Genomic DNA, 23,781 nt, shown 5'->3' with positions numbered 1-23,781 from the left:
CGCGATCACGCGCTGCAGCCTAAGGAGTTCTCGATCACCGACGAGGCGATCCGCGAGATCATCCAGACCTACACCCGGGAAGCCGGCGTACGTAACCTCGAGCGCGAGCTGATGAAGGTCGCGCGCAAGGTGGTCACCGAGATCCTTCGGACCAAGAAGAAGTCGGTCAAGGTGACGGCGGCAAACCTCGCGGACTATTTGGGTGTGCCCCGGTTCCGGTTCGGACAGGCCGAGGGCGAGGACCAGATCGGCGTCGTCACGGGTCTTGCGTGGACGGAGGTTGGCGGCGAGCTGCTGACGATCGAAGGCGTGATGATGCCCGGCAAGGGCAAGATGACCGTGACGGGCAATCTGCGCGACGTGATGAAGGAATCGATTTCGGCGGCGGCGTCCTATGTCCGGTCGCGTTCGATCGACTTCGGCATCGAGCCGCCGGTGTTCGACAAGCGCGACATCCACGTCCACGTGCCGGAAGGCGCCACACCGAAGGACGGACCGTCCGCGGGCGTGGCAATGGCAACCGCGATCGTGTCGGTGCTGACCGGCATTCCGGTGCGCAAGGATGTCGCCATGACGGGCGAGATCACGCTGCGCGGCCGGGTCCTGCCGATTGGCGGCCTCAAGGAGAAGCTGCTGGCAGCACTTCGCGGCGGCATCAAGAAGGTGCTCATTCCCGAGGAGAACGCCAAGGATCTGGCCGATATCCCGGACAATGTGAAGAGCAGCCTCGAGATCGTGCCCGTGCAGCGGGTCGGAGAGGTGCTGCAGCACGCCCTGACCCGGATGCCGGAAGCCATCGAATGGGTCGAGCCTGCCGAGGCGGTTGCCGCCAAGGCGGACGAGGCCGCGCAGGCCGCGCTCGCCCACTGATCGGCACCGCCTTTTGACGCAATTTGACGGCCGGGTCGCAAGCCCGGCCGTTTTTCTTCCGGAATCGGCGGAAAACCGGGAATTTTCAGTACCGGGGAGGGTTTTGTGCCTTGGTCGGGCCGCTACTTCTTTCTAGAGTTCGGGTCCTGCCGGTGAGTCGTATCTTCCGGTCTTCATAGGGAAGGGGATTGTTTATGAACAAGAACGAGCTTGTATCTGCGGTCGCCGACGAGGCGAAAATTTCAAAAGGCGACGCACAGGCCGCTGTCGACGCGGTCTTCTCCGTGATCACCGGTGAGCTGAAGAAGGGCGGCGATGTCCGTCTTGTCGGTTTCGGAAACTTCTCGGTTTCGAAGCGCGGTGCTTCGACGGGACGCAACCCGCAGACCGGCGCAGCCGTCAATATTCCGGCGCGCAACGTGCCGAAATTCTCGGCAGGCAAGGGTCTCAAGGACGCCGTGAACTGACACGGCCCAAGAGGCAGGACTTTCTCGAGAAGCCGGGCCAGCCCCGGCTTTTCTTTTTTGTGCCGGCTCACAATCCGGTAGCCGGGCGCGGCGCGGCGTGCCATCAATAGGCCTGCGGCCTACTGGACGACAGACGGTGCGTACCGCTTGCGCGGATCGATGGTGCCAGGCTTCATCCAGTTGTTACATGGCGGGAATATTCGCTGACGCTTCGATCATCGGGCGTCCAAGAGGGAGATTTCGACATGACGACGATCAGACGGCGCGGTTTCATCAAGGGTGCGGCTTCCGTGGCGGGCCTCTCGCTCGCGGCCCCGTTCGTGGTGCGGAGCGGCTTTGCCCAGAGCTCCTCGGGCAATGTGAACATTTTCGCCTGGGCCGGCTATCTGAACGACGACATCCTCGGCGCGTTCGAGAAGGCGACCGGCATCAAGGCCAACTACACGCCCTACGGCACCAATGACGAGCTCCTGAACCAGCTTCGCGCCAACAACGGCGCCGGCTTCGACATCATCTGGCCGACGGTCGACCGCGTGCCGAACTATGTCGAGTTCGGCCTCGTCCAGCCGATCGACGAGTCCAAGGTCGAGGTCGACCGCTGCCTGCCCAGCGCCTGGTCCAACTCGGCCAATCTCGGCGCGGTGATCGAGGGCAAGCGCTACCAGGTGCCGGCCGACTGGGGCACCGAGGCGGTCGCCTTCGACCGCGACCAGCAGCCGCTCGAATACGGCTCGGCCTCCTATGGCGACATCTGGAAGCCGGAGAGCGCCGGCAAGGCGACCGTGCGCGGCCATTCCAGCCTCGTCGGCCTCGGCCTGTGGCTCGAAGCCGAGGGCAAGCTGCCGCGCCCGCTGCTCGACGCCTTCAAGACGCCGGAGGCCCAGACCGAGATCTTCGACGTGATCGTCGCCGAGGCGATCGCGCGCAAGGGCAACATCGTCCAGTTCTGGTCGAACGAGAACGAGGCGCAAGGCGCGTTCCGCGTCAACGGCGCGACCATCGGCCAGACGTGGGATTCGACCGCTGCCGCGCTCGCCAAGGAAGGGCTGCCGGTGGGCTTCATCGCGCCGAAGGAAGGCGCACTCGCCTGGATGGAAGGCGTGTCGATCCCCTCCGGCGCAGCCAATCTCGACCAGGCCTATGCCTTCATCAACTGGTTCCTGACGCCGGAAGCGGGCGCGGCCTATTCCAACGCTACCTCGATCAACTCGACGGCGGTCGGCGCGGCCGATCTCCTCTCCGACGAGGCCAAGGCGTTCTTCGCCGCCGCCTATCCAGGCGACGCGCTCGACAAGCTGTGGTGGTGGCCGGTGCAGGAGAGCTGGTACGTCGCCAAGCGCAACGAGTATCAGGACAAGTTCCTCTCGGCCTGATCGAAATCCGGGGAAGGGCGGCCCGCCGCCCTTCCCCTTCATTCTATCGGGGAGGGACAATGTCGCATTCCGTCGAGCTTCAGGACATCGGCATGAGCTTCGGCGCGACACGCGCCGTCAGGGACGTGTCCTTCACGGTCGAGGGCGGCGAGTTCTTCTCCATTCTCGGCCCCTCCGGCTGCGGCAAGACGACGATCCTGCGCATGATCGCCGGCTTCCTCCAGCCGACCGAGGGGCGCATCCTCATCGGCGGGCGCGACATGGCGGGTCTGGGTCCCAACCAGCGGCCGACCGCGATGATCTTCCAGACGCTGGCGCTATTCCCGCTGATGAGCGTCGCGGAAAACATCGCCTTCGGGCTCGAGGCGCGCGGCGCGCCGAAGGCGGAGCGCAGGAAGAAGGCGGACGAGCTTTTGAAGCTGATCGCCCTCGAAGGCTATGGCGACAGGAAGCCCGGCGAGCTTTCCGGCGGCCAGCGCCAGCGCGTCGCCATCGCCCGCGCGCTCGCCGTCGAGCCGCAGGTGCTGCTGCTCGACGAGCCGCTGTCGGCGCTCGACCTCAAGCTGCGCCAGCACATGCGTGCCGAGCTGCGGAGCTTGCAGAAGCGCACCGGCGTCACCTTCATCTACATCACCCACGACCAGTCCGAGGCGCTGGCCATGTCCGACCGCATCGCGGTGATGTCGGCGGGCGTGCTGCAGCAGGTCGGCAGGCCGCGCGACCTTTACGACAATCCCGAAACCCCGTTCGTCGCCGGCTTCGTCGGCGAGACCAACGCCATTCCCGGCAGGGTCGTCGAGGTGGCCGAGGGATTCGCGGTGGTAGAGAGCGCGATGGGGCGGCTGCGCGGCCGGGCCGGGCTGGGCGTCAGCGTCGGGCAGGCGGCGAAGCTTTACGTGCGGCCCGAGGCGCTCGCCTCCGGCAAGGGCGGCAACACGCTCGCCGCCACCGTCGAGCGCATCGATTTCGAGGGCGCGTTCGCGCTCGCGCATGGCCGCTTCGACGACGGGGCGGCGCTGGTCGCTTCCATTCCCGGCACCGAGCTAGCCGACGCGCCGGAGCTCGGCGGGCGCGCCAGCTTCGGCTTCGCGCCGGAGCGCGCGGTGGTGCTTGCCGATGGCTGAGCTCTACAGGCGTTTCGGCGGCGCTCTGGCGACGATCTTCACGGCGCTGGTGTTCCTGTGGCTGGTCGGCATGGTGCTGGCGCCCAACATCATGATGCTCGACTACGCCTTGCGGCCCAACCTGCCGCCGGCGCAGATCGGCGGGCCGAACGACGTCTATTCGCTCGACAACGTGCTCTACCTCTTCAACGAGAGCGTCCACCGCTCGATCTTCCTGAAGACGATCTGGGCCAGCGCCTTCGTCGCCTTCGTCACCTTTATCGTCTGCTACCCGCTCGCCTTCTGGCTGGCCCAGCACGCGACGCCGGCGCAGACGGGCATCGCCATCCTCGCGCTCACGATTCCCTTCTGGATCAACGAGGTGCTGCGCACGCTCGCCTGGTACATCCTGCTCGCCTTCCGCGGGCCGCTCAACGCGGTGCTGCTCAACCTCGGCATCATCGACGAGCCGGTGCGCTGGTACGGAAACGGCGGCGTGCTCGCCGGCATGGTCTATGCCTACATCCTGTTCATGCTGTTCCCGATCTACAACTCGATCGAGAGCCTCGAAAAGGCGCAGATCGAGGCCGCGCGCGACCTCGGCGCCTCGACATGGCGCATCCACTGGCGCGTGGTCATCCCCCACGCCAAGGCCGGCATCGCCACGGGCTGCGTCTTCACCTTCATGCTGGCGGCCGGCTCCTATGTTGCGCCGGCCCTCCTCGGCGCGCCCGGCAGCCGCTGGTTCACCGAGATCATCTACAACTGGTTCTTCGAGGGCGGCGACTGGAACCGCGGCGCGGCCTACGCGCTGGTGCTGCTCGTCCTGTGCCTCGCCGTCGTGCTGGCGACGCTGAAGCTCGCCCGCGTCAACCTCGCGGACGTGGCGAAATGAGCGCCGCCGACCGCATCGCCCGGGCGCTGTTCGGCCTCTACATGGCGGCGTTCTTCCTCTACCTGTTCGCGCCGCTCGTGGTGATGTCGGCCGCGACCTTCAACGAGAGCCGCTTCCCGACGGTCATCCCGTGGCAGGGGACGACGCTGCAATGGTTCGAGGCGCTGTGGAACGACCGGCCGATGTGGCAGTCGGTGTGGACGTCGCTGGTCGTCGCCTTCTTCGTCGTCCTCGTCGCGCTGCCGGTCGGCACGGCGGCTGCGCTGATCCTGACCAGCCTGCACGCGCGCGCCCGCTCCTTCCTCTACGCGCTGATGGTGTCGCCGCTGCTCACCCCCGGCGTCGTCATCGGCATCGCGACGCTGGTGCTGTGGCGGCAGTTGAATGTCGGGGGTGGCATCTTCCTCATCGTGCTGGCGCAGGCGAGCTTCATCATCTGCTACGTGATGCTGATGGTCGCGGCGCGCCTGCAACGCTTCGACCGCACGCAGGAGGAGGCCGCGCTCGGCCTCGGCGCGTCGAAGTTCATGGTGTTCCGGCGCATCCTCTTGCCGTTCCTCAAGCCGGCGCTGATCGCCGCCGGCTTTCTCGCCATCCTGCAATCCGTCGAGAACTACAACACGACGCTGTTCGTGCGCGGCTTCGACACGCCGCTGACCGTCTATATCGCCACCAAGGTGCGCACAGGCCTGACGCCGGCGGTCAACGCGCTGGCGCTGGTGATGATCGCGATGACGATACTGGGGGCTATAGCCTACGAGATCGCCCGGCGCAGGCAGGTCGCGGCGGCGGGCAGGGCCGCCGCCGGCTGAAAGCTCTTATCCGCGCGTGCGGGACAGCCCGTCCTTCGCCGCCTTCAGGTTCGGGTCGAGCCGGGCCGCCTCGCCATAGGAGCGGATGGCGCGCGCCTTGTCGCCGCGCCGTTCGAGGATCAGGCCCTGATAGGCCCAGGCCTCGGCGTTGGTCTTGTCGAGCTTGATCGCGGTGTTGAAGTCGGCGAGCGCGTTTTCCTCGTCGTTGCGGGCGAGGTAGGAGAGGCCGCGGCCATTGTAGGGCTCGGCCGAGTTGGGCGCCAGCGAGATGGCGGTGGCGAAGTCCTCGATGGCGAAATCATGCTGGCCGCGCGCCTGATAGAGCAGGCCGCGATTGTGGTAGGCACGCGGGTCGGTGGTGTCGAGCTGGATCGCCTGCTGCAGGTCGCGCAGCGCCTCGTCAGCCCGCCCCGCCAGCCGGTAGAGATTGCCGCGGCCGATATAGGCGGCGTCGTAGGACGGGTTGATCTGGATCGCGCGGGTGTAGTCCTGCAGCGCGGCCTGCTGGTTGCCGGTCAGCCGGTGGATCAGCGCCCGGTTGGCGTAGGCCTGGTAGAAATTCGGGTTGAGGCGGATCGCCGTGTCGAAATCCTCCAGCGCCTCCTTGTAGCGCCCGCCGCGGCCGAGCGCGGTGCCGCGCACATTGTAGGCCTCCGGGTCGTTCGGGCTGCGCTGGATCACGGCGCTCAAGGACGAGATGTTCTCGCTCGATCCCTGCGCGGCGTCGATGCCGGCGACCTCGCCGAGCGGGCCGGTGGTGGTCTCGCATCCCGCGAGCGCCAGCGCCGCGATCATCATGCAGGCGGCAAGGCCGCTTCTGCCGGTCGTCTCGACTGCATTGCGATTCATCGCCGGGTTCCCCTGTCCGATTCCCGTGTCCGTTTCCGGCTGGCCGCCGTTTCCGTCACCGGCGATTCTTCCCGCGAAGTGTAGGGGAGCGAATCGCCAAAGAAAAAGGTGGCGGCGATTTTCATCGCCCCACCTTCGTCGGGTATCGCCTGAAAAAGACGAAAACTGGGCGCTGTATCAGCGGGCCGCCGGGCGGCCGCCGGCGATGAGGCCCTCGCGCTGCGCGCGCTTGCGGGCGAGCTTGCGGGCGCGGCGCACGGCCTCGGCCTTCTCGCGGGCACGCTTCTCGGAGGGCTTCTCGTAATGTCCGCGCATCTTCATCTCGCGAAAGATACCTTCGCGCTGCATCTTCTTCTTGAGGGCGCGAAGCGCCTGGTCGACGTTGTTGTCGCGGACGAGTACCTGCACGTGCGTTCCTGTCTTCGTTGGCTCGAGAAATCCGGGCGCAACAGACATGCGCCCTCGCGGCATGGCACCGCGAATTGCAGCGGCTCATAGCAGAAGGTTCATGCCTTGTCCACAGTGCCGGCGCGGATTGGGCGAGGACGGCCGCCGCGAACGGCGCGGAAGGTGGCGGCCCGCTTCCTCAAATGGTAAACCCGTCGCCATAGGCTGCCGGGTCGCCTGTCCCGGCGCGTGAGAGGGAAGCGCATGCGCAGATATTCAGCCTTCGCCATCGCCCGCGAGGCGCTTCGCGGCCATACTGGCTGGGAGCCGCAATGGCCGGCGCCGCAGCCGAAGAGCGAGTACGGCGTCGTCATCGTCGGCGCCGGCGGCCACGGCCTCGCCACCGCCTACTACCTCGCGAAGGAGCACGGCATCACCAATGTCGCGGTGATCGAGAAGGGCTGGCTCGGCGGCGGCAACACCGGGCGCAACACTACCATCATCCGCTCCAACTACCTCTACGACGAATCGGCGGCGATCTACGACCACGCGGTGAAGCTGTGGGAAGGGCTGTCGCAGGAGCTCAACTACAACGTCATGTACTCGCCGCGCGGCGTGATGATGCTCGCCCACAACGTCCATGACGTGCAGGTGCTGAAGCGCCACGTCCACGCCAACCGCCTGAACGGCGTCGACAACGAATGGCTGACGCCGGAGGAGGCGAAGGCGTTCTGCCCGCCGCTCAACATCTCTAAAGGCGCGCGCTATCCGGTGATGGGCGCGGCGCTGCAAAGGCGCGGCGGCACGGCCCGCCACGACGCCGTCGCCTGGGGCTATGCGCGCGCGGCCGCCGCGCGCGGGGTGGACATCATCCAGAATTGCGAGGTGACGGGCATCCGCCGTGCCCGCGAAGGCCATGTGCTCGGCGTCGAGACGACGAAAGGCTTCATCGGCGCGCGCAAGGTCGGCGTCGTCGCGGCCGGCCATAGCTCGGTGCTGATGGGGATGGCCGGCGTGCGCATGCCGCTCGAGAGCTACCCCTTGCAGGCGCTGGTGTCGGAGCCGATCAAGCCGGTGGTGCCGTGCGTCGTCATGTCGAACACGGTCCACGCCTATATCTCGCAGTCCGACAAGGGCGAGCTGGTCATCGGCGCGGGGACCGACCAGTACACCTCCTATTCGCAGACCGGGGGCCTGCACATCATCGAGCACACGCTCGACGCGATCTGCGAGATGTTTCCGGTCTTCACCCGCATGAAGATGCTGCGCTCGTGGGGAGGCATCGTCGACGTGACGCCCGACCGCTCGCCGATTCTCGCCAAGACGCCGGTCAAGGGGCTCTACGTCAATTGCGGCTGGGGCACCGGCGGCTTCAAGGCGACGCCCGGCTCCGGCCACGTCTTCGCCCACACCATCGCCCGCGACGAGCCGCACCCGATCAACGCGCCGTTCACGCTGGAGCGGTTCCGTAGCGGCCGGCTGATCGACGAGGCGGCGGCCGCCGCCGTGGCTCACTGATGCTGCGGGCGCTCCTCCTCGGCGCGGGGCTCCTGCTGGGAAGCGGAGCGGCGGCGCTCGCCTTTCCCGAGATGGAGATCGGCCGCGGCGACACGGACCACGAATGGCCGTTCTCGGTCAAGCGCGGCAGGCTCGCCTGCGTCGCCGTGCAGGGGCAGGAGACGGTGCTGTTCTCCGAGCCGTGGCGCACCGACGTGCCGCAGGAATTCGGCAACATGACCCTGCCGCGCAGCGTCGTCGTCTCGACCAACCCGATCGCGCTGATGGCCTCGCTGGAGGACCGGGCGCTCTATCTCCCGTTCGACAGCATCGAGACGCTGATCAGGCGTCTCGCGCCGTTCGAGACGATCGGGCGCAAGCTGTGCGCGCAGGAGGCCGGCTTCCTGATCCCCGTAAACGAGCGCGGGCTGTTCCATTTCCCGATGTCCGAGGACGCCTATCGCATCCAGCGCATCGACCGGACGGACAGGGAGAAGGATTGGCCGTTCTCGGTCGATTCGGGCTATCTGATCTGCGTGTGGCTGATGGGCGAGCGCACGGTCTATTTCGCCGACCGGCTGAACGACGAGGACGAGCACGAGGACGGGACGCCGCGCGTCGTGGTGGTCTCGACCAACCCGCTCGATCTCGCGCTGGTCAATATCGGCTCCAACGGCCTGTTCGTGCCGTTCGACGGCTTCGAGAAGATGATCGCCCGGCTCGCGCCCTTCGTCAGCCTCGGCAAGCGGCTGTGCGACCAGCCGCGCGGCAGCGACATCGGCCCCGGCGAATTGTAGGCCCCGGTGAATTACAGGAGAGGAACGAGATGCTTCTCATCCATTGCCCCTATTGCGAGCAGGACCTGCCGGAGCTCGAATTCCGCCATGCCGGCGAGGCGCACCTGATCCGGCCGGCCGCGACCGACGAAGTCGGCGACGAGGACTTCGAAGCGTTCCTGTTCCTGCGCGACAACCCCAAGGGCCGCGCCCATGAACGCTGGCGGCATGTCCATGGCTGCGGCCGGTTCTTCAACGCCGTGCGCGATACGGTCAGCGACAAGTTCGTCGTGACATACAAGGCGGGCGCGAAGAAGCTGGCCCTGAAGGGAGGGGAGGCATGAGCGCCGCCTGCCGCATCGCCGGCAAGGGCCGGCTGACGCCGGCGCGCACGGTGCGCTTCTCCTTCGACGGCCGGACCTATGCCGGGTTGGAGGGCGACACGCTCGCCTCGGCGCTGCTCGCCAACGGCGTCCACCTGATGGGGCGCTCGTTCAAGTATCACCGGCCGCGTGGGCCGCTCTCCGCCGGCCCGGAAGAGCCGAACGCGCTGGTCGGCATCCGGCGCGACGCCGGGCGGGTGACGCCCAATGTGCGCGCCACGGTGCAGGAGCTCTATGACGGGCTCGAAGCCACCTCGCAGAACCGCTGGCCCTCGCTCGATCTCGACGTCGGCGCGCTCAACAATCTCGGCTCGCCCTTCTTCTCGGCCGGGTTCTACTACAAGACCTTCATGTGGCCGAAGGCGGCATGGAAGCGGCTCTACGAGCCGGTCATCCGCGCCGCGGCCGGCCTCGGCACGGCGCCCGGTGAGCCCGATCCCGACCGCTACGCCGCGCGCTACGCGCATTGCGACGTGCTCGTCGTCGGGGCCGGCGCGACCGGCCTTGCCGCCGCGCTCGCCGCCGCCGAAGCCGGCGCGCGCGTCATCCTCGCCGACGAGCAGCCGGAGCCGGGCGGCGCGCTGCGCCACGAGGCCGGCGCGGTCATCGACGGGCAGGACGGGTGGACGTGGGCGAAAGAGACGGCAGTGCGGCTGGGGGCGATGGAGAACGTCAGGCTGCTGCCCCGCACAACCGCGTTCGGTTACTACGCGCAGAACTTCATCGGCCTCGTCGAGCGCGTCAGCGAGCACCTGCCCGCTCCGCTCGCCGACCTGCCGCGCGAGCGGCTGTGGAAGGTGCGGGCGAGGCGCGTCGTCCTCGCCACGGGGGCCATCGAGCGGCACATGGTGTTTCCCGGCAACGACCGGCCGGGCATCATGCTGGCCTCGGCCGCGCGCACGTATCTCAACCATTACGGCGTCGCCATCGGCCGGCGCGTCGGTGTCTACACCGCCTGCGATTCCGCCTATCACGCGGCGCTCGACATGAAGAAGGCCGGCATCGACATCGCCGCCATCATCGACCAGCGCGACAACCCGCAAGGGCCGGCGGTGGACGAGGCCCGCGCGCTCGGCATCGAGGTCCATCCCGGGCGCGTCGTCACGCGCGCCTCCGGCGGGAAGCGCGTCTCGTCGATTCTGATCGCGCCGAAAACGGGTGGCGCGGCGCGCTCGATCCGCGTCGACGCGCTCGTCACCTCGGCCGGCTGGACGCCGTCGCTACACCTCTATTCCCAATCGCGCGGCAAGGTGGCGTTCGACGTCGCCGGCAAGCGCTTCCTGCCGGGCGAGACGGCGCAGGACTGCGCCTGCGCCGGTTCCTGCAACGGCACCGACGATCTCGACGACGCGCTGGCCGAAGCCTTCACTGCCGGCCATGCGGCCGCGAGGGCGGCCGGCGTCAAGGCCGGAAAGGCCGGCGCGCGGCCGCGGGCGGAAGCGTATGAGAGCATGGCCGGCGGCATGCTCGGCGACATGGGCGCCGAGGAGGGCAAGAAGGCGTTCGTCGATTTCCAGAACGACGTCACGGCCAGGGACATCAGGCAGGCGGTGCGCGAGGGCATGCGCTCCATCGAGCATGTCAAGCGCTTCACCACCAACGGCATGGCGACCGATCAGGGCAAGACGTCGAACCTGCACGGCCTCGCCATCGCCGCCGAGGCGCTGGGGAAGCCCGTGCCGGAGGTCGGCCTCACCACCTTCCGCCCGCCCTATACGCCCGTCACCTTCGGCTCGATCGTCGGCCAGGCGCGCGGGGCCCTGTTCGACCCGACGCGGCGGACCGCGATCCACCCGTGGGCCGAGGCCGCCGGCGCGGTGTTCGAGGATGTCGGCCAGTGGAAGCGGGCCTGGTATTTTCCGCGCCCCGGCGAGGACATGCATGCCGCCGTCAACCGCGAATGCGCGACCGTGCGCCGGGCGGCCGGCATCTTCGACGCCTCGACGCTGGGCAAGATCGAGGTCGTCGGGCCGGACGCGGCCGAGTTCCTCGAGCTTCTCTACACCAACCCGTGGAAGAAGCTGGAGCCCGGGCGCTGCCGCTACGGCGTCATGCTGCGCGAGGACGGCTTCATCTACGATGACGGCGTCATCGGCCGCCTGGCCGAGGACCGCTTCCACGTCACCACCACCACAGGCGGCGCGGCGCGCGTCCTCCACCACATGGAGGATTATCTCCAGACCGAGTTCCCGAAGCTGAAGGTGTACTTGACCTCGGTTTCCGAGCAGTGGGCGGTGATCGCGGTGCAGGGGCCGAAGGCCCGCGACATTGTTGCTCCGCTGGTCGAGGACATCGACATCTCGGACGCGGCGATGCCGCATATGTCGGTGCGCGAGGGCAGGGTGTGCGGCGCGCCGGCACGGCTGTTCCGCATGTCGTTCACCGGCGAGCGCGGCTACGAGATCAACGTGCCGGCCGATTACGGGCAGGCGGTGTGGGAAGCGGTGTGGGAAGAAGGGCGCAAGCACGGGGCATGCGCCTACGGCACGGAGGCGATGCATGTCCTGCGCGCCGAGAAGGGCTACATCATCGTCGGCCAGGACACGGACGGCACCGTCACCCCGCACGATGCAGGCCTTTCCTGGGCTGTCGGCAAGGCCAAGGCCGATTTCGTCGGCAAGCGCGGCCTGATGCGCCCCGACCTCGTCGCCGAGGGGCGCAGGCAGCTCGTCGGCTTGAGGACCGAGGACCCGAGGGCCGTGCTGGAGGAGGGGGCGCAGATCGTCGCCGACCCCAACGGTGCGATCCCGATGAGGATGATCGGCCACGTCACCTCGTCCTACTGGTCGGAGAATTGCGGCCGCTCGATCGCGCTGGCGCTGGTCGAGGGCGGGCGCAGGCGCACCGGCGAGCTGCTTTACGTGCCGATGCCGGACGGCGCGGTCGAGGTCGAGGTGACGGGAACGGTCTTCTTCGACGAGAAGGGAGAACGCCTCAATGGCTAAAGCGGCGGCGAAGACGGGCGCCAAGGCGCAGAAGAAAACGGCATTGCCGGCCGCGCCGGAGCCGGCCGTGCGCCGCCGGCCGGCGCTGGAAGGACGGGCCGGCGGCCAGCCATGGGTGTCGGTGACGCCCGCCGGGCCGGCGCAGCGGCTGTCGCTGCGTGCGCCGCGCGACAGCGTCGCCGCGCTGTCGAGGGCGCTCGGGCTCGACCTGCCGGAAAGGCCGATGGCCAGCGCCGCCGAGGGCGGGCGTGCCGCGCTCTGGCTCGGGCCCGACGAGTGGCTGGTGATCGACGAGGGGAGGGACGCGCTGCCCGTGCTCGCCGGCGTCAAGGCCTTCCATTCTGCGGTCGACGTCTCGCACCGCAATCTCGGCATCCTCGTCGCCGGGCGCGGCGCGGAGGCGACGCTCGCTGCGGGGTGCCCGCGCGATCTGTCGCAGGCAGCGTTCCCCGTCGGCTCGTGCGCGCGCACCGTTCTGGGCAAGGCCGAGATCGTGGTCTGGCGCACGGGCGCGGAGGCGTACCGGGTCGAATGCTGGCGCTCGTTCAGCGACTACGTCTTCACCTTCCTCGCCGAGGCGGCGCGGGACGCCGGGGTCTAGCGGAAGCGCCCCCGGCGGATCAGCACGCGTTCTTCCAGCGGCGCGACTGGACGAACTCGACGAGGTCGCCGCCGCTCATCGGCCGGGCGAAGGCGTAGCCTTGAAGCGCGTCGCAGCCGAGCGACTTCAGAACGCGCGCGTGCTCCATGGTCTCGACGCCTTCTGCCAGGACCTCGATGCCGAGCGAATGGCCGATGTCGATGATCGAGCCGACCAGTTGGCGCTGGCCGGCCGAACGGACGATGGGCATGATGAGCTGGCGGTCTATCTTCAGCCGGCGGGGGCTCAGCTTCATCAGGCTGACGATCGAGGCGTAGCCGGTGCCGAAATCGTCGATCTCGATGTTGATGCCCAGTCCCTTGATCTGCTCGACGTTCCAGGCGGTCAGGTCGTCATTGTCGTCGAGGAAGATGGATTCGACCAGCTCGAAGGCGATGGTGCCGGGGCGGATGTCCATCTGGCGCAGGGTGCGGATCAGCTCCTCGTCGCGCAGGCGCCGCGCCGAGACGTTGACCGAGACCGTCGGGACGCCGAGGCCGATCTGCTCCCACAGGTGGAAATCGACCAGCCCCTGCTCGAGGATCAGCCGGTCGATGGAGGCGACCACGTTCAGCTCCTCGGCGATCTTCATGAAGGCGGCGGGCGCGATCAGCCCGTCCCTGGGGTGGTTCCAGCGGGCCAGCGCCTCGACGCCGATGACGTCGAGCGTGCGGGCGCAGAACTGCGGCTGGTAGTGGGCGACGAACTGGTTCTGCTCCAGCCCGGTCAGGATGTCGTCGGCGATGCGCTTGGTGGTGACGATCTCCGACTGGAGCGCGTCGTTGAAGAACTGGTGGCGGTTGCGGCCGCGGGCCTTGGCCCGGTAGAGCGCGATGTCGGCATTGACGAGGAGGCGCAGCGGGTCGGCCAGGCAATCCGTGTCGGTGGCGATGCCGATGGAGACGCCGACGCGGCACTCGTGCCCTTGATAGGAAAGCGGCTCCTGCATGCGGGCGACGATCCGGTCCGACAGCTCGCTCAGCTCGGCGACGCAGGCGTCGTGGCCGGCCTTCTCGCGCGGCCAGCGGCGCACCACCACGAACTCGTCGCCGCCGACGCGGGCGACGAAGTCGGTCCTGCGCGCCGTGTCGCGCAGGACGCGCGCGGCATGGACGAGCATGGCGTCGCCCGCCATATGGCCGAGCGTGTCGTTGACCTGCTTGAAGCGGTCGAGGTCGAGCTGGAGCAGGGCCGCGCGCTCGCCCTCGCCGGCGAACCGGGCGGCATGGTCGGCCAGCATCTCGTCGAGGTAGCGCCGGTTGGGCAGGCCGGTCAGCGAATCGTGCAGCGCGTTGTGCTCGATATGGGCGCGCGCGGTTTCGAGCTCTGCGTTGCGCGCCTCGGTCAGGGCGTTGACGCGCTTTAGCTCCTCGGCGAGGCCGATGTCGGCGGTCACGTCCCAGTTGACGCCGATGATCCGCGGCGCGGTTCCCGGCTCGTCATAGACCGCGCCCATGGCCCGGACGTGGCGCACCTCGCCGTCGTCGAGCACGATGCGGTATTGCGAGGCGTACTGCCGGTCGACGTGGAGCCGGCGGAACTCGGCATTCGCCCGTTCGAGGTCGTCCGGGTGGAGCCGCTTTTCCCAGTGGATCTGGCCCCGCGGGGCGTTGTCGGCTGGGTAGCCGTAGAGCTCGTTCATCCGCGCGTCCCAGAACTGCTCCGTCTCGCCGACATTCATCTCCCATACCGCGACCTTGGACGTGTCGAGCGCGAGTCGCAGGCGCCGCGACAGCTTGCCGAGCTGCGCCTCGCGCCGGCGCAGGGTGCGGATGTTCCTCTGCCTCTCCTCGATCAGGCGGCCGGCGATCACCGCGGGCACCATGATCAGCGCCCCGGCCATGAACAGCAGCAGGCGCAGCGTCCATTGATTGGTCGGCGCGGCCGGCCAGCCGCCCTTCGGCGTCGCCGCGATCTGCCACGCGCCCGAGGGCAGGACGACGTCGGCGACGACGGGATCGTTGGCGACGATCCCGGCCGGGTCGTAGAACAGCTTGCCGCGCGCGCCCAGCCCGTCATGGCCGGAAAGGGCGATGTCGATGGGAAGGTCCGGGTCGGTGAGGCCGCTGTCCTCGTAGAGGCGGTCGATGTCGACCACCGCCGAGACGATGCCCCAGAAGTGGTTCTGCCCGTCCGCCCCGGGGACGAAGACCGGCAGGCGCCCGACGATGCCGCGCCCGCCCTGGACGAGGTCGAGCGGCCCGGCGATGACCAGGTCGCCCGTCTCGCGCGCCCGCACGGTGGCTTCGCGCTGCTGGGCGTTGGCGTTGTAGTCGAGGCCGAGCGCGCGCTCGTTGCCTTCGAGCGGATGGACGAGCGTGACGATCATCCCTTCGGCGACGGCGAAGTTGCGGATCTGCGCGTTGCGGTGCAGCAGGCTTTCGGCCAGCGCCGAAAAGCGCTGCTGGTCCATGTCCGGCTCGACGACGAGGGCGGCGACGAGGCCGCGGGCGAGCTGGATGTTGCCGCTGATGTTGCCTTCGAGCCTGGCGCGGACAAGGCTGATCTGGTTCAGGACCTGGGTGCGTTGGGCTTGCTCGAACAGGCGGCGGTTCTGCTGCTCGGCGACGATCCACGCGCCGGCGATGACGAACAAGGCAAGAAAAGCCGGAATGTTCGTCGCCCGCAGAACGGATCTTGACGCCTTGCCGCGCCTGATGACCGAAAAACCCACCTTTCCCTCGTCAACGTTCGGTCCTTGGGATGCTGGGGCGGGAATGTTGCACGAAGTGTTTAAATTAGGCTTTAGAAATGCGAAATACGGCCACGCGCAAGCCTGCTCCCGGCGCGGGAGAACGGCGTGCCGAAGTAGGGTGTGGCTACCTGTACCGGTCTGTTAATGCCAATGAAGTCCGGATGGTCTAAGTCACGGATATGCGACGACTGTTTCTCTTCATCATCGCGATCGTCATTCTTGGATACGGCGGCTGGAAAGTCGCGGAGCGACGCCACTATCTGAGCTTTGCACCATGCGGGATGGATGTGTCCGGTATCGCATACATGAAAAACGAGGCCTGGGGAATCGGTCTGCCCGGCGATAACGAAACCGGTATCGTCGTATACCGTCTCCCGGGCTCCGTGGCGGAGGCGATCGAAGCACAAGGGATCGACTATTTCAGGACATTGAAGTGCGACGTACGCAAGTACGGCAGGCGCGGTCAGTACCGCTCATGGCTTGAGACACCCGTCGCGCCTGACAGGCGCTGGGGCGAGCAAATCAAGGTATCAAGCTATCTCAACAGGTACGGGTTCGGGATACCCGTTCGCAGGAGTGTCGAGGTGATGGTCGATCAAGCCATATCGGCCCCCGGCGCATTCTATGCTTATGGGCGCATCGGGACGATCCTTGTGATCCCGACGGAGCATCGCGCGGTTTTCATGTATGCTGGTTAACCCCGGGGATACTCCGTCTAGGCGCGATCATGGCCAGTGCGTCTAGCCTCGTATCTGCCCAAGGCATTGCTGCCAGCTTGAACAACTTAATGCCGGCATGAACGCAGTAAAAACAAGCGGACAGAGTGGAAGCCCGGACTTGTCGGGGCGTCCGACGTTCTAGATCGCGGTGATGCCGCCGTCGGCGGCCAGCGTCTGGCCGGTCATGAACGAGTTCTTCGGGTCGGCTGCGAACAGGACGACCTCGGCGATCTCGTCGGTCTCGGCCAGCCGGCGCATGGGGACGCCGCGCGTCAGTTCGGCCTCGCCGGCCGGGTTGTCGCTGCCGAGGATGCCCGTCACCATCGCGGTGCGCGCGAAGGAGGGGCAGACGGCGTTGATCCGCACGCCCTTGGTGGCGCATTCGGCGGCGGCGGAACGCGTCAGGCCGACGACGCCGTGCTTGGCCGCGGCATAGACGCCGAGCTTGGGCGCGCCGGCGATGCCGGCGACGGAGGCCATGTTGACGATGGCGCCGGGCAGGGCCTTGTCCCTGAACTGGCGCTCCAGCGCCGGGATCTGGTGCTTCAGCGCGAAGAACATGCCGAGGAGATCGACCTCGAACACGCGCCGCGCGACGTCCGACGGCGTCTGCGGCAGCTTCATGAAGTCGTGGACGATGCCGGCATTGTTGACGGCGACATCGAGCCGGCCGAAGCGCTCGAAGGCGAGCGCGACGAGGTCCTGCGAGAGGCTCTCGTCGGCGACGTTCCCGGCAAGGGTCGCGACCGGGGTGTCGAACGCCGCCGTAGCCTCGTCAAGGCGTCCGGCATCGAGGTCGGAAAGCACCAGATTCGCGCCCTCGGCGGCGAAGCGCCGGGCGAGCTTCAGGCCGAAGCCGCCGGCCGCGCCGGTGATGAGGACGGTCAGGTCCTGAAAGCGGCCCATCTCGCTCACGCCCCTTCGTCGATCGCTTCGCAGGCGAGGCCGGCCAGCAGCCGCACCGCCTCGCCGTAGGTCTTCGCCTTTTCCGGGTTCGAGGCGTTGCCGTCGAGGGCGCGCTTGTAGACGCCCTGGCAGATCGCGGCCAGCCGGAAGAAGGAGAAGGCGAGGTGGAAGGTCCAGTCGGGAACGCCGTCGAGGCCGCGGCGCTCGCAATAGCGGGCGACGTATTCGGCCTCGGTCGGCAGGCCGAGCGTCGCGCGGTCGAGCCCGCCGAGGCCGCGGAAGCCGGATTCGTGCGGCAGCCGCCACTGCATGCACTGGTAGGAGAGGTCGGCGAAGGGATGGCCGAGTGTGGACAGCTCCCAGTCGAGCACGGCGATGACCGCCGGCCGGTCGGGCGCGAAGATCATGTTGTCCAGCCGATAGTCGCCATGGACGAGCGAGACGCGGCCGTCGTCGGCGACGAGGTTCTTCTCCAGCCAGTCGATCAGCCGCTCCATGGTCTCGATGCGCGCGGTCTCCGAGGCCCGGTACTGGCCGCTCCAGCGGGTGATCTGGCGCTCGAAATAGCTGCCGGGGCGGCCGAAATCGGCGAGGCCGACGGCTTCGACATCGACATCGTGCAGCGCGGCGAGCACGCCGTTCATCGCGTCGTAGAGCGCGGCGCGCTCCTGCGTCGAGGCCGCTTCCGGCAGCGCCGGGTCCCAGAAGATGCGGCCCTCGACAAAGGCCATGACGTAGAACATGCGGCCGATGGGCGAATCCTCATCGGACAGGTGCAGCACGTGCGGCACCGGCACCGCCGTGTCCCTCAGCGCGGCCATGACGCGGTATTCGCGGTCGACCTGATGCGCGGATTTCAGGAGCTGGCCGGGCGGCTTGGCGCGCAGCACGTAGCGGCCGCTCCTGGTCTCGACCATGTAGGTCGGGTTGGACTGGCCGGCATTGAACTTGCGCACGGCCTCGAAGCCTTCGAAGCCGGGGACGTGCCTTTCGAGGTAGGGGACGAGCGCCGCCTCGTCGAGCGCGTTGGGGTCGCTCATGCCGTGTCCTTTCCGTTGCCCGGAAGCCGGGCGAGGGTGAGCCAGCGCGCCGTCAGGGCCGGCTTGGCCGATCCCTCGATCTCGACGGTCACGTCGTAGTTGAAATGGATCCAGCCCGAGGGGCGGACGGTCATCTCGGCGAGCTTGAAGCGGCCGCGCACCCGCGCGCCGGACTTGACCGGCGCGGCGAAGCGGACGCGGTCGAAGCCGTAATTGACGCCGATGTCGGTGCCGGCGATCGGCGGGATCGTCTCGTAGGCCAGCGTCGACAACAGCGACAGCGACAGGAAGCCGTGGGCGATGGTGCCGCCGAACGGCGTCTCGGCGGCGCGCACCGGGTCGACATGGATGAACTGATGGTCGTCCGTCGCGTCGGCGAACTTGTCGATCATCTCCTGCGAGACGGTGCGCCAGGACGAAACGCCGATTTCGTTCCCCACCGCCTGCGTCGCCTTTTCCAGCGATACGGGTTCCAGTTTGCCGATGCTCATAGCCTCTTCCGCGTCAATCCTTGAACAGCGTCATGCCGTGCTGCACGGATTGCCCGCCGTCAAGGGGAAGAATCGCGCCGGTGACGTAGCGGCCGGCGCGGCTGCACAGGTAAAGCGTCGCCCCGGCGATGTCGTCGGGCGCGCCGATGCGCCCGAGCGGCACGTGGCTGCCGACATGGCTCGCGTTCTCGTCGGAGCCGGTGGCGAAGGCCGTCATGCGGCTCTGGAAGGGGCCGGGCGCGAAGGCGTTGACGGTGATGCGCCGCCCGGCGAGCTCGCTGGCGAGCGTGCGGGTCAGGTGATGCACGGCCGCCTTGGAGGCGGTGTAGGAATAGGCGCCGTCCGCCATGGGCTGCGTGCCCATCACCGAGCCGAGATTGATGATGCGCGCCGGGTCGTCGTCGCTTGCCGCTTCCGCGAGGAGCGGCGTCAGCTCGCGCGTCAGGTGGAACAGGCCGGCGACGTTGACCGACAGCACCTTGGCCCAGGCCGAATAGGGGAATTCCTCGTAAGGCGCGCCCCAGGTCACGCCGGCATTGTTGACGAGGATGTCGAGCCTGCCGGTGCGGCCCTTCACCTCCCCGACCAGCGCGGCGATGCCTTCCTCGGTGCCGACGTCGCCGGCGAAGCCCTCGGCCTTGCCGGGCGCGCCGAGCGCGTTCAGCTCTTCCGCGACCCGGGCGCAGTCGGCGCCCTTGCGCGAGGCGATCAGCACGCGCGCGCCGCCCATGACGAGGCCGGTCGCCGCCATGCGGCCGATGCCGGTGGCCGCGCCGGTGACGAGGGCGGTCTTGCCCGCCACCGAGAAAAGATCGTCGAGATAAGACATCATGCCTCCCTGAAACTTGGCCTGAAACTTGGCCTGAAACTCGCCCTGAAACTCTCAGTGACGCTGCGGCAACCCGATTTGGCCGTGAAGCGCGTTTGCCGCGTTGACAACATACCCAGTAGTATGTTCATCATTCGCCTGCTCGTAAAGGCCCGATCGAAGGCCGCTTGCTGTTTCGCCCGTTTCGACCCGCCTCTGGCGGATGCCGGCCGGTGCGAAACCTCGGAAGGACAGGGAGGATGAAAGCTCGATGACGCTGCGCGTCCCTGAGCAGATGCTGGACCATGCGCGCGCCGACATACTGAGCGCGGCGGCGACCTGCTTCATGGAACGCGGCTACACCGAGACCTCGATCGACGACGTCGCGCACGCGCTCGGCGCGACCAAGGGGCGCATCTACCATCATTTCCGCTCCAAGGCGGACCTGTTCGCGTCGGTCTTCCGCGCCGGGATGGAGATGAACTTCGCCGCCATCGAGCCCTATCGCGCGCTTCCGGGCCGGGCCTCGGCGCGCTGGCGGCGCATGGCGTTCGTGCATGTGATGCAGATGATCCTGACCCGGGCTTTCCAGCGCACGGTGTGGATGGGGGTCGAGATGCACCTGCGCGGCGCGACGACGCCGCAGCAGCGCGCGGTGATGGCTGACCTGATCCAGTTCCGCAGCGACTACAGCGCGATCTTCCGCGAGGTCATCGTCAAGGCGCGCGAGGAGGGCGATTTCGACTTCGGCAATGTCAGCATCACCAACCAGCTGATGTTCATGACGCTGAATTCGCCCATCTTCTGGTACGCGCCGCGCACCGGCGAGACCAAGGCCGATCTCGAGGAGCTGGCGGAACAGGTCGTCACCTGCGCGTGGCGCGGGCTCGGCGGCAAGGAGGAACGGAAAGAACCATGACAGCCAATTCCGAGATGGCCCTCGGCATGACCGAGCGCCTGAAGCCGATCCACGACAAGGTCGCGCGGATGGTGCGCGAGGAGATCCTTCCGCTCGACGAGGAGTTCCTCGCCGAGGTCGACAAGGGCGGCGACCGCTGGAGCTTCACCCCGCGCCAGAGCGAGATTCTCGAAGGGCTGAAGGCGAAGGCGCGCGAGCGCCGCCTGTGGAATTTCTGGCTGACCGATTCGAGCCGCGGCTACGGCCTGTCGACCGTCGAATACGCCTATCTCGCCGAGGAGATGGGCAAGGCGCACCTCGGCGCCGAGGTGTTCAACTGCTCCGCCCCCGACACCGGCAACATGGAGGTGCTGGAGCGTTACGGCACGCAGGCGCAGAAGGAGGCGTGGCTTGGCCCCCTGCTCGAAGGGAAGATCCGCTCGGCCTATCTGATGACCGAGCCGGACGTGGCCTCGTCCGACGCCACCAACATCTCGATGCGTTGCGAGCGCGACGGCGGCGACTACGTGCTCAACGGCGAGAAATGGTGGGCGTCCGGCGCGGGCGATCCGCGCTGCGCCATCTACATCGTCATGGTGCGCACCCCCGACGCGGCGCGGCGGAAGCACGAGCAGCATTCGATGATCCTCGTGCCGGCCGATACGCCCGGCGTCACGGTGCTGCGGGCGATGAAGGTCTATGGCGACGACGATGCGCCGCACGGTCACATGCACATCCGTTTCGAGGATGTCCGCGTGCCGGCGCAGAACCTCATCCTCACCGAGGGCAAGGGCTTCGCCATCGCGCAGGGCAGGCTCGGGCCGGGGCGCATCCACCATTGCATGCGCGCCATCGGCCAGGCCGAGATGGCGCTGGAGCAGATGTGCCAGCGCGCCATGCGCCGCGAGGCGTTCGGCCAGCCGCTGGCCAAGCTCGGCGCCAATTACGATATCATCGCCGAGTGCCGGATGGAGATCGAGATGGCGCGGCTCCTGTGCCTGAAGGCGGCGTGGATGATCGACCAGGGCGACGGCAAGGCCGCGGCGCCGTGGATCAGCCAGGTCAAGGTGATCGCGCCGCGCGTGGCGCTGAAGGTGACGGACGAGGCGGTGCAGATGTTCGGCGGGCAGGGCGTCAGCCAGGACACGCCGCTGGCGCGCTCGTGGACGCACCTGCGGACGCTGCGCCTCGCCGACGGGCCGGACGCCGTCCACCGCCGGCAGATCGCCCGCGAGGAACTCAAGAAGCATACGCAGCAGAAGGTGTAGGATGAAGGCGATCGTCGCGCGCGACTTCGCGCCTCTGGACAAGCTGGAATATGCCGACTGGCCGGAGCCGGCGGCCGAAGGCCGTACGGTGGTGATCGACGTCGAGACCGTCGGTGTCAATTTCCCGGACGGGCTGCTGGTGCAGGGCCTCTACCAGATGAAGCCGCCGGTGCCCTTCGTGCCCGGCATGGAAGTGGCCGGCCGGGTGGCGGCGGTGGGCGACAAGGTCACCTCGGTCAAGGTGGGCGACAGGGTGGCGGCGCTGCTCCAGCTCGGCGGCTATGCGGAAAGGGTCGGCGTCCACGAGGCGGCGGTGATGAAGCTGCCGGACGGCGTCTCCAGCGCCGACGCCTGCGCGCTGCTCGTCGCCTACGGCACCTCGCACTATGCGCTGAAGCAGCGCGGGCGGCTCAAGGCGGGCGAGACGCTGTGCGTGCTCGGCGCGGCCGGCGCCACCGGCGTCGCGGCGGTGCAGATCGGCAAGGCGATGGGCGCGCGGGTGATCGCGGTCGCGTCGAGCGAGGACAAGCAGAAAATCGCGCGCGATGCCGGCGCGGACGTCGTCATCGGCTACGACAATCTGAAGGACGGGCTGAAGGAAGCGACCGGCGGCAAGGGCGTCGACGTGGCTTTCGACCCCGTCGGCGGCGAGGGTTTCGACGTGCTGTCGCGCGCGATGGCGTGGGACGGACGGCTGCTGGTCATCGGCTTCGCCTCGGGCACGATCCCGAAGCTGCCGGTGAATCTGACGCTGGTGAAGGGCTATTCGGTGGTCGGCGTCTTCTGGGGCGCGTTCACCCAGAAGGAGCCGCAGGTCTATGCGGACAACATGAAGGAGTTGATCGGCTGGCATCTGGCAGGCAAGGTCAGGCCGGTGATCGAAGGCGTCTATCCCCTGAAGGAGGCGGGCACCGTGCTGAAGCGCGTGCTCGACAGGGGAGCGGCGGGAAAGATCGTCCTCAAGCCCTGAAAACGGGGCGAGGCGAAAAAGTCCCGGTCAGGGAATGGCCGGGGACAAGGGGAACACGAAAGGACGGGACGGCCAAACGCCGCCCGCCCTCAGGGAGGAGTGACAGGCGTGGATGTCCTGCAACTGATCGTAAGCGGCCTTGCGAACGGCTGCGTTTACGGCCTGATAGCGATGGGATTCGTCCTCATCTACAAGGCGACCGAGGCGGTTAACTTCGCCCAGGGCGACTTCATGATGCTGGGCGCGTTCATCTGCCTCGGGCTGACCAATGCCGAGTTCATGGGGCTTTCCTTCTGGGTGGCCGTGCCTCTGGCGATCCTCATCATGGGCGTGTTCGGCTATTCGCTCGACCTCGTCGTGCTCAGGCGCATGTCCGGCCAGTCGCAGATCGCCGTCATCATCCTGACCATCGCGCTCGGCTTCGTGCTGCGCTTCGCCGCGGGCCTGATCTGGGGGCACGAGCCGGTGTCGCTGCAATCGCCGATCGCCGGCCGCGACGTCCGCTTCGGCGGGCTGGTCCTCGGCCTCGACGAGATCGCGGTCATCGCCGTCACCGTGCTGATGACGCTGGTCCTGTGGCTCTACTTCAACCGCACCAAGCTCGGCGTCGCCATGCAGGCGTCGTCGCAGAACCAGCTCGCCGCCTACTATATGGGCATCCCGGTCAAGCGGGTTCAGTCGCTGGTGTGGGCGCTGGCCGGCATGGTCGCGGCGGTGGCGGGCATCCTGTTCGCATCCAAGGGCGCCATCGACCCCTCGATCGGCCTGCTCGGCATCAAGGCGTTCGCGGCCGCAGTCATCGGCGGGTTCGGCTCGCTGCCGGGCGCGCTGCTCGGCGGGATCATCGTCGGGCTGATCGAGCCGTTCGCTTCGCGCTACATCGCCGCCGGCTACTCGCAGATCATGCCCTACCTGCTGCTGTTCCTGATCCTCGTGTTCCGGCCGCACGGCATCCTTGCCCAGATCCACCGGAAGAAAGTGTGAGGAGG

23 protein-coding genes are annotated in these 23,781 nt (G+C 67.8%); 16 read left to right on the top strand and 7 right to left on the bottom strand.

Annotated features, from left to right (window positions below; translation table 11 throughout):
* From M9945_RS21970 to M9945_RS21945, 6 genes are all read left to right on the top strand, one after another.
* Positions 1 to 870 (top strand): S16 family serine protease (locus tag M9945_RS21970; RefSeq protein WP_367946239.1); only part of this gene is annotated, 870 nt, incomplete at its 5' end.
* Positions 871 to 1,064: 194 nt separating this feature from the next.
* Complete coding sequence (locus M9945_RS21965; protein ID WP_367946238.1) at positions 1,065 to 1,337, top strand: HU family DNA-binding protein; 273 nt, start codon at positions 1,065 to 1,067, stop codon at positions 1,335 to 1,337.
* A 245-nt stretch (positions 1,338 to 1,582) separates the two neighbouring features.
* A complete protein-coding gene (locus tag M9945_RS21960) occupies positions 1,583 to 2,710 on the top strand; it encodes an extracellular solute-binding protein (protein ID WP_367946237.1) in 1,128 nt (375 codons plus the stop codon).
* A gap of 59 nt (positions 2,711 to 2,769) precedes the next feature.
* Positions 2,770 to 3,834 carry an ABC transporter ATP-binding protein gene (locus M9945_RS21955; RefSeq protein WP_367946236.1) on the top strand — a complete coding sequence of 355 codons (1,065 nt, stop codon included), beginning with the start codon at positions 2,770 to 2,772 and terminating at the stop codon, positions 3,832 to 3,834.
* Positions 3,827 to 4,708 (top strand): ABC transporter permease, encoded by an 882-nt coding sequence (locus M9945_RS21950; RefSeq protein ID WP_367946235.1) that lies wholly within the window; start codon positions 3,827 to 3,829, stop codon positions 4,706 to 4,708. Before M9945_RS21955 ends, M9945_RS21950 begins: the two co-directional genes overlap by 8 nt.
* Positions 4,705 to 5,520 (top strand): ABC transporter permease, encoded by an 816-nt coding sequence (locus M9945_RS21945; RefSeq protein ID WP_367928645.1) that lies wholly within the window; start codon positions 4,705 to 4,707, stop codon positions 5,518 to 5,520. The genes M9945_RS21950 and M9945_RS21945 overlap by 4 nt, the downstream gene beginning before the upstream one ends.
* Before the next feature lie 6 nt (positions 5,521 to 5,526).
* Here the strand turns inward: M9945_RS21945 and M9945_RS21940 are convergent, their stop codons facing one another.
* A complete protein-coding gene (locus M9945_RS21940; RefSeq protein ID WP_367946234.1) occupies positions 5,527 to 6,369 on the bottom strand; it encodes a tetratricopeptide repeat protein in 843 nt (280 codons plus the stop codon).
* 177 nt (positions 6,370 to 6,546) lie between these two features.
* Positions 6,547 to 6,777 (bottom strand): 30S ribosomal protein S21, encoded by a 231-nt coding sequence (gene rpsU, locus M9945_RS21935; protein WP_367928643.1) that lies wholly within the window; start codon positions 6,775 to 6,777, stop codon positions 6,547 to 6,549.
* 243 nt (positions 6,778 to 7,020) lie between these two features.
* On the opposite strand from rpsU, the gene M9945_RS21930 reads away from it, so the two are divergent.
* Genes M9945_RS21930 through M9945_RS21910 form a run of 5 tightly spaced genes read left to right on the top strand, consistent with a single transcriptional unit; the run spans position 7,021 to position 12,958 of the window.
* Positions 7,021 to 8,274 (top strand): sarcosine oxidase subunit beta, encoded by a 1,254-nt coding sequence (locus tag M9945_RS21930; RefSeq protein WP_367946233.1) that lies wholly within the window; start codon positions 7,021 to 7,023, stop codon positions 8,272 to 8,274.
* Complete coding sequence (locus M9945_RS21925) at positions 8,274 to 9,050, top strand: hypothetical protein (RefSeq protein WP_367946232.1); 777 nt, start codon at positions 8,274 to 8,276, stop codon at positions 9,048 to 9,050. The genes M9945_RS21930 and M9945_RS21925 overlap by 1 nt, the downstream gene beginning before the upstream one ends.
* Positions 9,051 to 9,079: 29 nt before the next feature.
* Positions 9,080 to 9,373 carry a sarcosine oxidase subunit delta gene (locus M9945_RS21920; protein ID WP_367946231.1) on the top strand — a complete coding sequence of 98 codons (294 nt, stop codon included), beginning with the start codon at positions 9,080 to 9,082 and terminating at the stop codon, positions 9,371 to 9,373.
* Entirely contained in the window at positions 9,370 to 12,357 is a 2,988-nt protein-coding gene (locus M9945_RS21915) for a sarcosine oxidase subunit alpha (RefSeq protein ID WP_367946230.1), read from the top strand. Before M9945_RS21920 ends, M9945_RS21915 begins: the two co-directional genes overlap by 4 nt.
* Positions 12,350 to 12,958, top strand: a complete 609-nt coding sequence (locus M9945_RS21910; RefSeq protein WP_367946229.1) for a sarcosine oxidase subunit gamma — start codon at positions 12,350 to 12,352, stop codon at positions 12,956 to 12,958. Before M9945_RS21915 ends, M9945_RS21910 begins: the two co-directional genes overlap by 8 nt.
* A gap of 19 nt (positions 12,959 to 12,977) precedes the next feature.
* On the opposite strand, the gene M9945_RS21905 is transcribed toward M9945_RS21910, so the two are convergent.
* Positions 12,978 to 15,671 (bottom strand): EAL domain-containing protein, encoded by a 2,694-nt coding sequence (locus M9945_RS21905; protein ID WP_367946228.1) that lies wholly within the window; start codon positions 15,669 to 15,671, stop codon positions 12,978 to 12,980.
* 200 nt (positions 15,672 to 15,871) lie between these two features.
* Here M9945_RS21905 and M9945_RS21900 point away from each other — a divergent pair, with 200 nt between their 5' ends.
* Complete coding sequence (locus M9945_RS21900) at positions 15,872 to 16,390, top strand: hypothetical protein (RefSeq protein ID WP_367928636.1); 519 nt, start codon at positions 15,872 to 15,874, stop codon at positions 16,388 to 16,390.
* Positions 16,391 to 16,549: 159 nt separating this feature from the next.
* Here M9945_RS21900 and M9945_RS21895 read toward each other — a convergent pair whose 3' ends face one another.
* From M9945_RS21895 to M9945_RS21880, 4 genes are read right to left on the bottom strand one after another with little or no spacing between them, the layout of a single operon-like run.
* The gene (locus M9945_RS21895) at positions 16,550 to 17,317 is read right to left on the bottom strand and encodes an SDR family NAD(P)-dependent oxidoreductase (protein WP_367946246.1); all 768 of its coding nucleotides are present in this window, start codon (positions 17,315 to 17,317) and stop codon (positions 16,550 to 16,552) included.
* 5 nt (positions 17,318 to 17,322) lie between these two features.
* Positions 17,323 to 18,357 carry a phosphotransferase gene (locus M9945_RS21890; RefSeq protein ID WP_367946227.1) on the bottom strand — a complete coding sequence of 345 codons (1,035 nt, stop codon included), beginning with the start codon at positions 18,355 to 18,357 and terminating at the stop codon, positions 17,323 to 17,325.
* Complete coding sequence (locus M9945_RS21885; RefSeq protein ID WP_367928634.1) at positions 18,354 to 18,848, bottom strand: MaoC family dehydratase; 495 nt, start codon at positions 18,846 to 18,848, stop codon at positions 18,354 to 18,356. Before M9945_RS21885 ends, M9945_RS21890 begins: the two co-directional genes overlap by 4 nt.
* 13 nt (positions 18,849 to 18,861) lie before the next feature.
* A complete protein-coding gene (locus M9945_RS21880) occupies positions 18,862 to 19,677 on the bottom strand; it encodes an SDR family oxidoreductase (RefSeq protein ID WP_367946245.1) in 816 nt (271 codons plus the stop codon).
* 250 nt (positions 19,678 to 19,927) lie between these two features.
* On the opposite strand from M9945_RS21880, the gene M9945_RS21875 reads away from it, so the two are divergent.
* The 4 genes from M9945_RS21875 (at position 19,928) to M9945_RS21860 (ending at position 23,776) form a co-directional block, all read left to right on the top strand.
* On the top strand, positions 19,928 to 20,575 hold the full coding sequence (locus tag M9945_RS21875; protein WP_367928632.1) for a TetR/AcrR family transcriptional regulator: 648 nt from the start codon (positions 19,928 to 19,930) through the stop codon (positions 20,573 to 20,575).
* Between the two features lie 14 nt (positions 20,576 to 20,589).
* Positions 20,590 to 21,822: an acyl-CoA dehydrogenase family protein gene (locus M9945_RS21870; RefSeq protein WP_367946244.1), complete on the top strand. Its 1,233-nt coding sequence runs from the start codon at positions 20,590 to 20,592 to the stop codon at positions 21,820 to 21,822.
* Position 21,823: 1 nt separating this feature from the next.
* A complete protein-coding gene (locus tag M9945_RS21865) occupies positions 21,824 to 22,792 on the top strand; it encodes an NADPH:quinone oxidoreductase family protein (protein ID WP_367946226.1) in 969 nt (322 codons plus the stop codon).
* A 108-nt stretch (positions 22,793 to 22,900) separates the two neighbouring features.
* Positions 22,901 to 23,776 (top strand): branched-chain amino acid ABC transporter permease, encoded by an 876-nt coding sequence (locus M9945_RS21860; protein ID WP_367946225.1) that lies wholly within the window; start codon positions 22,901 to 22,903, stop codon positions 23,774 to 23,776.
* Positions 23,777 to 23,781: the final 5 nt, after the last annotated feature.

It is taken from the genome of Aquamicrobium sp., from assembly GCF_023954335.1.
Taxonomy (GTDB): domain Bacteria; phylum Pseudomonadota; class Alphaproteobacteria; order Rhizobiales; family Rhizobiaceae; genus Aerobium.
This window is presented reverse-complemented; position numbering and strand designations above follow the sequence as displayed.